This window comes from Chitinophaga sp. CCNWYY40 (assembly GCF_037483205.1).
GTDB lineage: Bacteria > Bacteroidota > Bacteroidia > Chitinophagales > Chitinophagaceae > Chitinophaga > Chitinophaga ginsengisegetis.
This window is the reverse complement of the sequence record NZ_JBBHLF010000002.1, coordinates 310874-323662: the sequence shown is the minus strand read 5'-3', so window position 1 is coordinate 323662 and position 12789 is coordinate 310874. Positions and strand designations below refer to the sequence as shown.

The window sequence follows — 12789 nt, the reverse complement described above, 5'->3', positions numbered from 1 at the left end:
TAATTTCGTGGGTATATTTATGCAGCGGCGCTATCGTCTGTGGTTGCATGATCTTCGCTGGCAACAGGGCCTCCGGATGCGGAGGAGGATGAATCTCCACCCAGGAATATTAATAAGGCCGCCGCGCTTGCGGTGCCGATGATCAGTCCTAATTTGGATACAGGCTCGGGGTCTGCTAAAGCAGCCATCACTAATACAACCATTCCTCCAAGAGCGAAGGCCGGGATGCCGATATTGATCAGGAATCGCTCTACCCGTTGCCGTAATTCCGGGCTTGTGTCGGGGCTTGGTGAAGCCGTTACGGGCGCTCCTTCCCGGCGCATAGTAGGGAGCGGCCTTGAGGGAAACTCTCTTTCAGCAAATTCCCTTGCTTCAGCAAGATCCTGCGCTTGCTCCCTGGTTAACTGGTAGCCCCGGCACCTGTCGTTGATATCCCATTCTCCCAGTTTGGTGCGCAGGCGGCCACGGTCATAATTAAAACGGTCGCGGTGCCCATCCCAGCTTCCATAATCGGGATGTGGGGTACTCCTGCCAAAGAGGCCATGAGGGTCGTTTTCAGCGTCCATAATACGGTGTGCAACTTCATCCAGCAAAGCAATGATCTCCTGGAGCAAATTAAAGCAGGGATCCGGCCCACCCGGTGTACCGGCGATCTGGCGTTGTACCGTGGCCGGTGCTGTAACGTTTTGCTGCACTACATGCGTAAGCTCATGCGCCAGTAAATGTTGTCCTTCCCGGGAATGAGGATTGTATTCCTGTTCATTGAATACAACATGATTGCCCAGCGTATAGGCCCGGGCGTTGACAGCTTCCGCCGACTGCGCAGCTTTATTATCTGTATGCAGCACTACATTGCTAAAGTCGTAGCCTATTTTCTGTGACATTTGCCGCTGGATGGTGTTATTCAGTGGCTGCCCGCCAGTGGAAATCACTTCATTTATCATGTCTGTGGATGGAGCAGCGGCTTCCGCGCCGCCGATCTCTTTGCGGCTCAGCTCTTCTTCATGTTCGCATGCCTTACATTTTCGTTGCAGGGATGCGCTGTGGCCATTATTTATTTTAAGGTCCATAGCGGCAGGCTGAGTAACGGCATCGGCTACGGCGTCGGCCTCTTTTTCCAGCGGGGTATCCGGTTGTCCGACCTTTAGCCGGGGCTGAAAAAAGGCGGGTTTCACAGATTGCAGGTGATCGTTTTTAGCACTGAAAAAAGGGGTAGGCTGTGGGTGTACAGTCCCTGGTGATTGATTGGGTACTTTAGAAAACATTTTGGGGTAGATTAAATGTTAATGGATTTTGGGGTTCATCTGTAGGGAAGTTACTAAAAATTCAGAGAAAAAAGAGGGAATAGGAGATCGTGACTGAGGGAGGTAGTTCTGTCCAAAGAATTTCATCTTAAAACTCTTTCCATTTTGTCAAATAAATAGAGCGTGGTGCATCTCTATCAAATTTCCTTGTACCGAATACATATATTTCCCTGGAAGTGTTCACGAATATGTACTCTCCCTGACTGTACCGCATCTCGGAGTCTTCAAACGTATAATCCCATATGTAATGTCCTCGTTCGTCTACCTTTAGTATATAAGCAGAAGAGGAACCATAATCATTATCGGATACATAGCCTGTAATGTAGTGTTGATCATGATTTCCCATATAAATACTGGTTGGATATACCTTCCCATTAATGCCATATTTGGAGTTAAAGTAAGTTTGCTCCCACAACACGTCACCATTTGTTTTATCAACCTGAAATAGCCAAAGGCTTGTTTGGCTATTGTAAGAATTGGTATATCCTAAAATGGAGAAATTACCTTCCGAAGTAATTTCCAGACTGACAGGCGTATCATAGCCGGTTTTACCGTAGATTCTCTCCCAGTGCAGTTGATTTTTTTTATCGAAATAATGAAGAATCGCGTCTCCTGTCATATTCGTGGAGCCGGGAGGGTTATAATAATAGTAAGGGTTAGCAGCCATAAAAGATGAGTCTGGAGCAGTAGCCATTTTATAAATGTATAATCCCTCATTGAATTTATTGTAATTAGGTGTACTCCACTCTAAAAGCATATTACCCTGCAGATCATACCAACAGTCTGTTAAAGTCGGATTCAGGGGATTAGGTGAGTAACCTGTAATAGTTCTTACGGTCACTTTAAAAACATCTTCCTTTAATAACTGAAAACGGACAAATCGCTGCATGGCATTGATATCGATATTTTTTTCCCACATCCGGTTCCCGTTGACATCAAGTTTAACAATAGCCACTCGTGGCGTATACAGGTATTGGTATGTGGCTGCCAAAATGTAGCCATCCTTTACTTTCATTAGCTGTGTAGGTGTCCACTGTTCATGTTCATGGTATTGCATGTCCCATTGTACATTACCGGATGTGTCCATTTTAATGAGCCTTGGCCAGGCTATAGTGTTATCATACATTTTCGCCAGTATAATAAATGCATTATCGGTTGTCGGCAATACCTGTAAGATCTCCTTGATCCTTCCATCCGTGTATTCCTTTTCCCAAAGTTTTGTTAGTCCTCCTGCTGTGATTTTCTCTGTTTTACTTTCATAGATAATTTGCCCACTATCAGCTACAATAAAGGCTCTACAATAAATGGTCCTACCTTGTCCTATACCTTTTAAAGAAGCATAGAACGAATCTGGTGATGTTACTTCCAGGATATTATACATCATGGATGAGTCGGGGCTGTTTCCCCAACGAAAGCCACGCAGCCGTACTTTAGCAGAGTCGATGCCGTGATAAGAGGCTTGAATAGTAATATTATCGAACTTTTGAATAGAAATGGAATCGATAGTTACGAAAATAGTGGTATCACCGCTTTTTTGAGGGGCAACATCCCCGGTCTTTACACACGAAAACAATAACATGAATAATGGGGTAACCAATGCCAGCAATGAGAATTTCATGATATAGGTAATTTTATTTGGGAAAGTTAATATTTTTTAATGATGATGTGGTATCGCCGGGAACATCATTTTATTTTCTGGCTGATAGAAAAAGAAACAAATAAAGTATTGGTCAGCAGCTCATTCCCAGGCATGCCGAATAAAACACAATTATTCATCAGGTGAAATTTTGATAATATCGTTTCATCAGTGAATTGGGCTAGATTAACCACTTTCTACCTTTTCCTTTAACTGAACACGGAGATCAACGCCGGCCTCCGGTGCCTCCGGAGCGCCGGCAAGCTTTGCTACCTGCGCAATCTTTCGATTGTTTATTTCACGACACCCGTCATGGGTTAGTACGTTTACTTTCCACCTGGGCCGGCTTTGCTTAATCCCATTGCTTAATTTTTCCTATTCCCACCCTGAGCAACTTCTTATGTTGTCACTGATTATCTGTATAAACCTGGTTTAACTTATATATTTTATGATAGCTATCATATTCAATCAGCTCTTCATCTTTCCTGAATTGAAGATCTAACGCGTGATGAAACTTATGATTATTAGGGGAAGCAGCTTTCAGGTTCGCTTTTGTCAAAGGCTGTGGTGCAGAAGCAGCATCCTTGCTGAAGAAATATTCCGGCTGGTACTTTTCTGATTCTTTTGGTGAGTGTGCCAGATGCTTAAATTCATATATCAATATAGTTTCTTCGGGATTGAGGACTCTGTATTCCTTCCTATCAACAAATCTGAATACATTTCCCTTTGTATCTTTAAATCCATAAGTCGCATCTTTATCCATTGTATAAGATTGGCCATCGTGTTTGATCTTTATTTCATTGCCATCAAATAGAATATTAGTGCTGATTTTGTGCTTTTCTGTTTTGTAATTAATAGCATAAGTCAGTTTCTTATGCTGAAAGTCAGTGGCAGTTTGATAAATACCGCTACTGTCTTTTTGCGCCACGGCTGTGGAAATTGTAAAAAGGCTACTTGCCAGCAGGAGAAGTAAATTTTTCATTTTCTAAATATTTAAATTTTAGTTATACTGTTAATGTCATTAATGACCAATACCAGTGATCTGATTTTCGGCATCATCTTAACAGAGAAGTATCAGATCCGGAAAACCTGCACAAGGAGGAAGATAGGTTGAGGAGAGCTTCGCTTGACGAAACAGAAGATATGATATGGGATAGTGCGTTCGGGGACTAGATGACAGCTATAGTTATTAACTGGAGGTAATTCAGCAGTATACAAAATTGGCTTTTCCACAAAAGAAAGCTGCAGAACACTGATTTTATGGTTATCGGTCTTTGCAATATGCATTTTGTCTTTACAACAACCTTTTAGTGTACCTTCAGGATTGCATCCACAGCCGTTCTTATCCCCAAAATTTAAAATCGAAATTTTTGCCAGGTGTCCGCAACAGTAATGAAAATTGATAGCCACGCCAAGTGCAACATTCGTGTATACTACTACCAGAAATATGGCGAATAGCTTTTTCATTTTTCTTTAATTACTTTAGCGCAATTCCTGCTCTAAAGTAGAATCAAAAACGCGACTTTTTAATGATGCTCGTCAGGTATACTGCTGATAGTGATCAAAGAAATTGTATCAGCATTTAACAAAAAAGGCTTGTAAGTCAATTACTTACAAGTCTCTTGTGCCCAGAACTGGAATCTAACTATATCTGGGTATCAATATGCTATAGATCAGTTTAAAAATGGCTACTTTCGGTAAAAGAGTTAGAGAGTGCAGGGAAGCTAAAAGCCTTTCCCAGCAAGAGTTAGCAAAGCAAATGAAGACTTCTTATACTGTCGTGGGTAAGTATGAACGTGATGAGATGCTGCCTTCCATTGAAGTAGCTAAAACCTTAGCCCGACTCCTGAACACAACCGTGGGTTATTTACTAGGCGAAGCTGCTAATAGCAATACGTTTAAAGACCCTGCCATGTTGCAGCGCCTTAATGAGATCAGTTCTTTGCCAGAAGAAGATAAACACTGCATTTTATATACTATCGATAGCCTGTTACAAAACGCCAGGACAAAGAAGGCATTTGCACATAAATAGAAAACCCGGTCTACGACCGGGCTTTATCATTTATGAGATTCAATATATTATGAGTTCGACTTCCAAAACCATTTTCCATTCTTCAGAAAATATGACATATTTATAATCAGTGTTTTAACAAAATGTGCAGGATAGTAAGAATCAATCTCAAATAACAGCTCCTTATCTCCCTTACCGATTACAGAAATAATATTTGTTTTAGGTAATCGGCCATCAACTATCTTGAAATTTTCATTATCAAACTCATTCCCCAATTTAACTATATCCTGCAAAAACATTTCTTCATTATTATTTCCAAATTTTGAAACAATTCGATCTGTAGTAATAAGAACAAAATTATTTTGCAAAACACATTCTAACACAGGAAGCTCATCTTCCTTTAAATAGTGATTAAATGCTGTTTGGCTTACATCTTCTATGATCTTTGTATGCAATTCATTATTAAATGTCTTCCAATTTTCTGGCGGCTCATTTATTAACAACAAAGATTTTCTAATTGCTTCTTTCTTAAATATTTCTTTTTCCATTTAGTCTAATGGTTTAGTCCATTGAACGTGTTGTGATCCCAAATTATCTGTATACTTTGAATAATAATATCCTAAAGACTTCGCCAATTGCTCACTATGGAGAATATACGGACTGACTACCAGATTAAATTCTATTTGAACCTCTGAAACTCCAACCGATTTAGCGATACTTTCCGCTTTACTCGCAAAATTTGAGAGAACAGAACCTTTTACAGTATTGTTAGCTGATTTAAGAATAGAGCTGATATTAAATTGTGCTGTATAGCCACCATTTACGCCCAAATCAGCTTGCCCTACCAAACTTTCTACACCTTCGATAAAATTATGATCAAGATTAAACTTATCGCCAAGCTTATAGGTGCTTGACATAGCCGCACTTTCACCTGCTTCTGAGACACCTGGATTCTCAACGAATGGAACTCTTGACCGTGTTATTGCTTTACCTATTCTTTTAGTAGCATAAGCAGTTAATAACATTCCTCCAATATTCTCCCAAGTATCAACCCTTTTAAGATCCTTCAATCGCATTTCTTCAACCTCATGAAAGGATTCATTCAACATTTCACCACCAGACTTACCATCAAGCGCTTCATTCCATGTACTAGCTATGCCATTCCATCCAGCAGCTACTGTATTCCATCCAAACACGCCTACCTTTCCAAGCCCTGAGTAATTTTCGTACTTCTCTTTATTTATCTTTCCTAAATTACCCAACCCTAGTGTTAAAACTGGTTTTCCTCCATATTTATTCTCTCTGAAATACCAAGGTAGAGCCTTCTCCAATCCATCTAAATCGATAAAAAGTATAGGTGAATTTTCAGAAAATTGATATGGTGTTAACTGTGGATATTTCGGTGATAACGGATCTACACTTAAAAACTTCCCTATCCTCGGATCATACACCCTCATCCCATAATCCTGCTGATTCCCCTCTCCCTTCACCTCATTATCATTCTCCTTCCCGTTAAACCCATACCTATATACCTCCCCGCATCCCAACTCCACGGGCTCTCCTGCCAGCTGCAACCTGGCGCACTCAAAGAACTCTCATAAATATATAGCTTTTTCTTTCATCTGTTTTTTCATTTGAAAGAAAAAAATACAGGCGGGTAAAATGTAGGTAACCGTCCTGGTAAGATGATGTGTTACTACAGCTGATGTTATATGCTAACGATAGCCATAGAACTACCGTCCAGCCTATGTTCTGCTGTTGACCACATCATCTTACCAGGACGGAAGCAAGATAGTACTACAGGTGATCAGGGTACTGGCGCTGGTGTTCGCGCAGTCTTATTCTCCGGGTGTCGGGTCAGCGGTATAACGCTGATGGTTATATCCTATCGCCCTAACATAAGGTCTGCCGCCCCACACCGCCATTCCCCCCTGGCCGCTGGGGCGAGAGTGCGAGCCGGGCCCCGAAGCGCAGCGGAGGGGCATGGCGATGCACGGAGCACCAGCAGGCCGCGCCTTCGACCTATATCTCGCCGGGAGCGCCAGCGGACGGCAAAATCAAAAATGCAAGGCCAGGGGGGACGGCGGGGGGCGGACAAAATGGACAGCGAAGGGATGGCGGGCATAAAAACGACCAAGATTAAAAACAGCCCTTAGCCAGACCGGGAGCTGGCCGAACGAAGGGCGAAGGGAGCGCAAAAAGCGTGACAGGACGGAGCGCAGCCCCTGTAGCGCAGCGCAAGGGGCAAGCGTAGGACTGGCGCGCCTTTTTGCCGACCTAGCCCGCAGTGAGACCTTTTCACCTGCCAAGGCTTTATGGTGATTAGCAGCGACGTGTTATTCCGAAGCAATGTCACTAGCCTTTAATACGCTTTATACCCGCCTTTGACTAGCCTTTGAGGTGGACTTGATCGCCTTCTGATCCGTAGTCAGATGCTCAATAAGGAAGGGGTTCGACTGGCCCCCCTCACTGCTAGCTGTCAGGGATTCGAACCCTCAATACTGCTTATTGAGTTGTATTTTTTACGGATTACTTCCGGATTAACTTCCGGGTTTATCACCCTTAGCTTTTAATCCATTGATTTGTAAGGATTCAAGTACAGCTTGCAGAGAAGGTATAATTCGAACCCTTGAACCTTTGGACGCAGGTTCGATTCCCACCATCTCCACCTTTTTCTGGATTGGATTCGAACAGGTGGCCTACTGCTTAGAAGGCAGTTGTTCTACACCACTTTTCTAATTAAGGATTTTTATAAACGGAAGGATGCGACCCCCCTGGGGCTCGAACCCAGGACCTACTGATTAAGAGTCAGTAGCTCTAACTTAGGTGCGAAGGAGGAGATTCGAACTCCCAAAACCTTTCAGGCACTCCTACAGGTTCCGAGCGGATTCGAACCAGCTAACAATAATAAAACATTTTCTTCATTTCATAGGATGATACTGTTCTATAGCAGCTTTCAGCGTTTCCACCTGGCTTTGTTTATACCGTTCTGTACTCGATGGGTATTTATGACCCGCGAACTGCTGCACCACGCTAATATCATAGCCCTGCTGTAGTAGATTAGCTATCACACTGCCTCGTATAGCCTGAGCCGTTACTGACCGTTCAGGATACACATGTTTATAGCTCCTGATTACATGCTTGACTATATCATCCGCACTCATCGGCCTTCCTCTGTGACCGATCAGCAACACATCACTATCAGCGCCCTTTAGCAGCTGCGGGCGCACCTGCTGCAACCAGGTATATAACAACAGGATCTGGCCGGGCTTTAACGATAACGTACGACTGTTAGTAGTATGCGTAGATTTTATATAGATGCCACCCGCTTCCAGATTAATGTCTGTAATGCCTATTTGAGCCATTTCCTGCGGCTTTAATCCCTGATAGACCAATAGCCCCATTAATACCCGGTTACGGTAATATAACACCTGATAACGCTCTTTACGTTCCAGTAACCTTTCCAGCTCTTCCCCGGTAAACAGATCCTGTAACTGCACGTCACGGCTGCGCTGATCACGTAACAGGATAGAACGCGCCGGATGATCGCCTCGGCTGCCGATACAACATAAATAATCATAGTACACCTTAATACTGCATAGGATGCGGTTTAACGTAGCCGCATTATTATAACGCTCACGTAAAACACTTAAGTAACCTATCAGCTCTGCATAACCAGCCATCTGCGCAGCTGGGTAACTACTTAAAAAGATGGATATTTCCCGGTGATAACTTTCCGCTGTACCAGGCGTATAGTGCTTTTCAAGATATTCATATAATGTCATAAGGCTTGTAATTGATGCGCTCCGGGCCGGGCATAGATCTGTGTGGATTCAAGGCATCTATGTCCTAAAAAGTCACGTACATACTCCATGCTCATGCCGCTTTGTAAAAGATGGGTAGCTATACTATGCCGCAGATGATGAGGGCTGATATTCTTATCCATACCTGCTTTACGCAGTAAAGATTTAAGCAGCGTTACATAACTATTACCGCTCATGGCCCTACCCTTACTATTAAGCATAAACGCAGTACCTGTACGCCGGGCCTTGCCCCGCTCCTGCAATATATACTGCTCCAGACTGACCGCAACCCTGTCCGTTAAGGGGATCACCCGACGCCTTTCACCCTTGCCTGATCTTACATACAGTAACCGCGGCCTGAAGTGAACATCGGATAACCCTAGCCGTACCGCCTCACTGCGTCTTAGCCCGCAACTATAAAACAGGTGAAGCATAGCGTGTTCTCTGCAGGTGACAGCTGCTGCAAACAAGGTTTGTACCTCCGCTACTGTTAAGGGTTCCCGGTAGCTACGTTCAGGGCTTTTAAACTTCAGCACACTAACCGGGTTAATGGTAATACCTCCGGTTTCAAGCTGCCAGCTAAAAAACACCTTGAGCGCATACACGTAATGACTGATCATCATTTCACTCAAAGCGCCCTCTCTGCGCTTTAACGGCCGTTCATGCAGCCACTCATAAAACATACTAATATCCATTGGCTGGATCTGCCCTATACTGCTATACTGCCCATACTCCAAAAAATCACGGATACACGCAGGCAGCATACGTTGCGTACTACTGCTGTATCCCAGTACGGACAGGTAGCTTTTAAAGCTATCTACGATCTGGTACATAACTAATGATGTTATTTTGTGATAAAATAAAAGGATGGGTTAACGGTATGGCGATTCTGGTATAAGTATGACGTTTTTCTAAAGTAGGGCTTGAGCACTTTTTTGTTACGCGTTACGCCAGCGCACATTTTGGCTATGGCAGAGGATTCTGGCGTTTCGCTGGTGTTTCACTGGTGTAACATAGAGGGGGCTGGCGTAACATTTCTAAGCAGATCGATTTGCGTTTGCAGGTGCTGCTTCACCCTTGCCCGTAAGGCTTCGTAATTATCCCAATAGATTACCTGATAGGTAAATCCACGGTTAGCATGGCCGCCCTGCTGACGAACATACTCTAAGCGGCTAAGATCATTAAAACAACGGAACACCTGCATTTTACTGCAACGCAGTCCCTGACGAACTTCCCGCAGACTAAAGGCAGCCGTTTTATAGTTTTCGCTGTATTCCTTGCGTAGCCAGCACTTCAGCTGTTCAAAAAACTGTCGCAGACTTCCATCCAGCTCGTCCACCTTCAGCACAATACTATCGAACATAATAGCTACCGCCGTTTCAAGATCGGATATTTCTGTGATTAAACGGCCTTTACTATCCTTTTTTCGCTGGTACTGATGTACCAATGTAACCATTTTTACAAAGTTTAAAAACAGGTCATTTAAACGACGGATCTTATGTGCGTCCTGCGGCAGCTGTAGCTTGCTGGCATAGGGGTTAACCACCTGGCACGACTGTAAACACCGCACAAGGTTTTGTATAAAACGTTTGGTGTCCTGTTCCTGCTTACTGTCGATCTGACCAGATGCTTTATTATTCTGGTAATTAATAATGCGGCTGGTCTGATCCGCGCTTTCATCCACTGCCAGCAGGAACACACGGCTCATATTATCCTCATAGATTTCTCCACGGGTAGTACACGCAAGGGACGCAATAGGCCCCTTTACTGTTTTCTGGCCGCTGGTGATCTGTCCGTTATCCAGCTTGATACTGGTGGCACTGTTCAGCTCTCCGTTGCTCTGTAGCTCCCTAAATGCAAACTCTGCTTCTTCACTAAGCCCGTCTATATCTTCAAGGCATAGCAACCGGTTTACAAAATAATGCTCCGGGTAATTATATAATACTTTATCACTAACACGGGTGAGCTTCGTTACTTTCTCCTGTGGGATGCAATCAGATATTTGTTTTAACAGCCGGGTCTTTCCGCTGCCGCTACTGCCTTGTATCAGCGCGTGTAAGGTTTCAGGCATCTTATAACTGATAGCGATTAGCAGTAAAAATAAACGGTTCGTTTCCTCTCCTACTATACCTGCCTGACCCAACAGATCATTTAATCTGGTTATCAGATCACCTTCCTTTAAAAAGGTTTCTGCTGCCGTGCGCTCCTGTAACGTAAGCGGATACACGCCTGTAACAGCTCCGTTATCCCCTCCCGGTGTAATAAGATCCTTTTCCCGGTACTCGTCCAGCAGATCCGTTAACCGGTATAAATCAGCTTCCAGTAAGGATTTATCCAATAGCAGTTTTTCGCTCACCTCCCTGCTCACTTTATCCACCTGCTTATCTTCGTAAAGATCCAGCTTGTTACGGCTTTTCTGGCTGTTATCCTTCCGCTCTACTACCAGCGTAACTTTCATACTATCCAGCTGCTTGCTGATACCTCCCTGCACATAATAAAAAGTATGGTCCGTGCTATAGCAAAGTTTATAAGGATTCGTCGTATCCAGACCACCAGGTGATGGCCCCTTTTCTGTAGCCACCGTAGCGGGTTCCGGTATTGTTTTTTCAGATGAAAGAAAAAATTCTTTTCGCTCACTAAGCAGGTGAACAAAAATATCCGGTTCATGGGATAGCGCCATACTGTTTATATCCTCGCCAACAGGAAGGATAAGCGTAGTAATAATAATATGCGGCAGCTGCTCCCGCAGCTGCGCCGCATATTTAGCTGCCGCTTTATTCCCTGCATCATCCCCATCAAAAGCAAAAATGATTTCCTGTAAGACTGCTAAAGATTTAACTGCCGCCCAGTGTTCATTTGTAAAACCATTGGTACCGTAGCAGGATAGTACACTGTAATCCTTTGTAATAAAAGATTGCTGTAGTAATGTGGCTGCATCTATAATAGCTTCGGTAAGGATTAAACGCTGCGTGTCCGGTTTGGGATAACCCGGATAAAGACCCCGACGGTCTTTTAAATAAAAATGTTTCTGCTCATCATCGTTAATCGTACTACGGAAGTAAAGGCCACTCACCTGGTTACCGCTGTCACGCAACGCGAACACGATACAATACTTGGCAAAAGGTTTATATGCCTGCCCACCTTCACGGGTATTGGTTCCCCACGGCGATAACAACCCCACTTCTACACAAGGCCCGATAAGGCTTGCATCTTTACGGTTGCCATGATGGAACTGCGCCGTATTATAACCGATCTCTAAAACAGTAGCATCCAGCCCACGGCTACCTATATACTCCTGCGCTGGCTTGCTGTGATGTACCGCATTCCTAAAATAGATAAACATATTGCCCAGTATAGATATACCGGGCGGTGAGGGAACGTAAGTTTGATATACGGGGCCACCGATTAATTGTTTGCACTTCTGGATAGCCTCATGTTTGCTGCAGCTTTCCTTATGCATCACAAAATCAATCACGTCTAATGCCTTGCCATGTGTTTTACAGTTAGAACTAAAACAATAACAGGTATGCGTTTTATAGTACACCTGCAGGCTAGGCGTTTTATCATCATGGAACGGACAGTGTAACCGCAGATGCTTATCTGGTTTTAAGCCATAATGCTGCAATACAGCCGATAACGTAAGCTGCTGCTTAATCTCCGCTATATTCATTGTGCCAGCTTTTTCAGCGTCTGCTTCATTTCCTGTAAGGCTGATTTATACTCATGCGCTACCTGCTCTGTTCCGTCCAGTGGTTCTATGATCAGCAACCTGTCACGGGTGGTAATCTTTACCATATCGCCCACTTTAAAACCCAGTTCCTCCAACCACACACCGCTGATATTGAGCCAGGGTACTACGGTATGGTTCCCTGATTGATCCCGGTGTTTCGGTTGAAGTTTGATTTGTCTGTTATTGCTTGTCAACATAAAAAATATTTTTTTGTACCTAATCCGATACAAACATACTTAATCATATTTATTTGACAAACTTTTTTAGATTTTTCTGTAGCCTTTAAGTACTATATATTTGTACAA

At 43.5% G+C, this 12789-nt stretch carries 11 protein-coding genes and 1 tRNA gene; 1 reads left to right on the top strand and 11 read right to left on the bottom strand.

Features of this window, described 5'->3' with window-relative positions:
- Positions 1 to 17: 17 nt before the first annotated feature.
- The 4 genes from V7S65_RS06920 to V7S65_RS32225 all read right to left on the bottom strand — a co-directional run bounded on the left by V7S65_RS06920 (position 18) and on the right by V7S65_RS32225 (position 4407).
- Positions 18 to 1265, bottom strand: coding sequence for an eCIS core domain-containing protein (locus tag V7S65_RS06920; RefSeq protein ID WP_336388741.1), 1248 nt, complete (start codon positions 1263 to 1265; stop codon positions 18 to 20).
- A 127-nt stretch (positions 1266 to 1392) separates the two neighbouring features.
- On the bottom strand, positions 1393 to 2922 hold the full coding sequence (locus V7S65_RS06915) for a hypothetical protein (protein WP_336388742.1): 1530 nt from the start codon (positions 2920 to 2922) through the stop codon (positions 1393 to 1395).
- Positions 2923 to 3346: 424 nt separating this feature from the next.
- Positions 3347 to 3922 carry a hypothetical protein gene (locus tag V7S65_RS06910; protein ID WP_336388743.1) on the bottom strand — a complete coding sequence of 192 codons (576 nt, stop codon included), beginning with the start codon at positions 3920 to 3922 and terminating at the stop codon, positions 3347 to 3349.
- A 92-nt stretch (positions 3923 to 4014) separates the two neighbouring features.
- Complete coding sequence (locus V7S65_RS32225) at positions 4015 to 4407, bottom strand: HYC_CC_PP family protein (protein ID WP_407934869.1); 393 nt, start codon at positions 4405 to 4407, stop codon at positions 4015 to 4017.
- A 217-nt stretch (positions 4408 to 4624) separates the two neighbouring features.
- Between V7S65_RS32225 and V7S65_RS06905 the strand changes: the two genes are divergently transcribed.
- The gene (locus tag V7S65_RS06905; RefSeq protein ID WP_336388744.1) at positions 4625 to 4972 is read left to right on the top strand and encodes a helix-turn-helix domain-containing protein; all 348 of its coding nucleotides are present in this window, start codon (positions 4625 to 4627) and stop codon (positions 4970 to 4972) included.
- Positions 4973 to 5019: 47 nt separating this feature from the next.
- Here the strand turns inward: V7S65_RS06905 and V7S65_RS06900 are convergent, their stop codons facing one another.
- The 7 genes from V7S65_RS06900 to V7S65_RS06870 all read right to left on the bottom strand — a co-directional run bounded on the left by V7S65_RS06900 (position 5020) and on the right by V7S65_RS06870 (position 12681).
- Complete coding sequence (locus V7S65_RS06900; RefSeq protein ID WP_336388745.1) at positions 5020 to 5499, bottom strand: hypothetical protein; 480 nt, start codon at positions 5497 to 5499, stop codon at positions 5020 to 5022.
- Positions 5500 to 6504, bottom strand: a complete 1005-nt coding sequence (locus tag V7S65_RS06895; RefSeq protein WP_336388876.1) for an RHS repeat domain-containing protein — start codon at positions 6502 to 6504, stop codon at positions 5500 to 5502. It lies immediately after the preceding gene.
- A gap of 1213 nt (positions 6505 to 7717) precedes the next feature.
- Positions 7718 to 7831: transfer RNA gene (locus tag V7S65_RS06890), tRNA-Lys, on the bottom strand.
- Between the two features lie 41 nt (positions 7832 to 7872).
- Entirely contained in the window at positions 7873 to 8736 is an 864-nt protein-coding gene (locus tag V7S65_RS06885) for a tyrosine-type recombinase/integrase (protein WP_336388746.1), read from the bottom strand.
- Positions 8733 to 9587: a tyrosine-type recombinase/integrase gene (locus V7S65_RS06880; protein ID WP_336388747.1), complete on the bottom strand. Its 855-nt coding sequence runs from the start codon at positions 9585 to 9587 to the stop codon at positions 8733 to 8735. Before V7S65_RS06880 ends, V7S65_RS06885 begins: the two co-directional genes overlap by 4 nt.
- A 167-nt stretch (positions 9588 to 9754) precedes the next feature.
- Complete coding sequence (locus V7S65_RS06875) at positions 9755 to 12424, bottom strand: CHC2 zinc finger domain-containing protein (RefSeq protein ID WP_336388748.1); 2670 nt, start codon at positions 12422 to 12424, stop codon at positions 9755 to 9757.
- Entirely contained in the window at positions 12421 to 12681 is a 261-nt protein-coding gene (locus tag V7S65_RS06870) for a SymE family type I addiction module toxin (RefSeq protein ID WP_336388749.1), read from the bottom strand. The genes V7S65_RS06875 and V7S65_RS06870 overlap by 4 nt, the downstream gene beginning before the upstream one ends.
- Positions 12682 to 12789: the final 108 nt, after the last annotated feature.

Coding starts and splice junctions, on each gene's coding strand:
- V7S65_RS06920 (WP_336388741.1), bottom strand. CDS start 1,265: ATGTTTTCTAAAGTACCCAATCAATCACCAGGGACTGTACACCCACAG.
- V7S65_RS06915 (WP_336388742.1), bottom strand. CDS start 2,922: ATGAAATTCTCATTGCTGGCATTGGTTACCCCATTATTCATGTTATTG.
- V7S65_RS06910 (WP_336388743.1), bottom strand. CDS start 3,922: ATGAAAAATTTACTTCTCCTGCTGGCAAGTAGCCTTTTTACAATTTCC.
- V7S65_RS32225 (WP_407934869.1), bottom strand. CDS start 4,407: ATGAAAAAGCTATTCGCCATATTTCTGGTAGTAGTATACACGAATGTT.
- V7S65_RS06905 (WP_336388744.1), top strand. CDS start 4,625: ATGGCTACTTTCGGTAAAAGAGTTAGAGAGTGCAGGGAAGCTAAAAGC.
- V7S65_RS06900 (WP_336388745.1), bottom strand. CDS start 5,499: ATGGAAAAAGAAATATTTAAGAAAGAAGCAATTAGAAAATCTTTGTTG.
- V7S65_RS06885 (WP_336388746.1), bottom strand. CDS start 8,736: ATGACATTATATGAATATCTTGAAAAGCACTATACGCCTGGTACAGCG.
- V7S65_RS06880 (WP_336388747.1), bottom strand. CDS start 9,587: ATGTACCAGATCGTAGATAGCTTTAAAAGCTACCTGTCCGTACTGGGA.
- V7S65_RS06875 (WP_336388748.1), bottom strand. CDS start 12,424: ATGAATATAGCGGAGATTAAGCAGCAGCTTACGTTATCGGCTGTATTG.
- V7S65_RS06870 (WP_336388749.1), bottom strand. CDS start 12,681: ATGTTGACAAGCAATAACAGACAAATCAAACTTCAACCGAAACACCGG.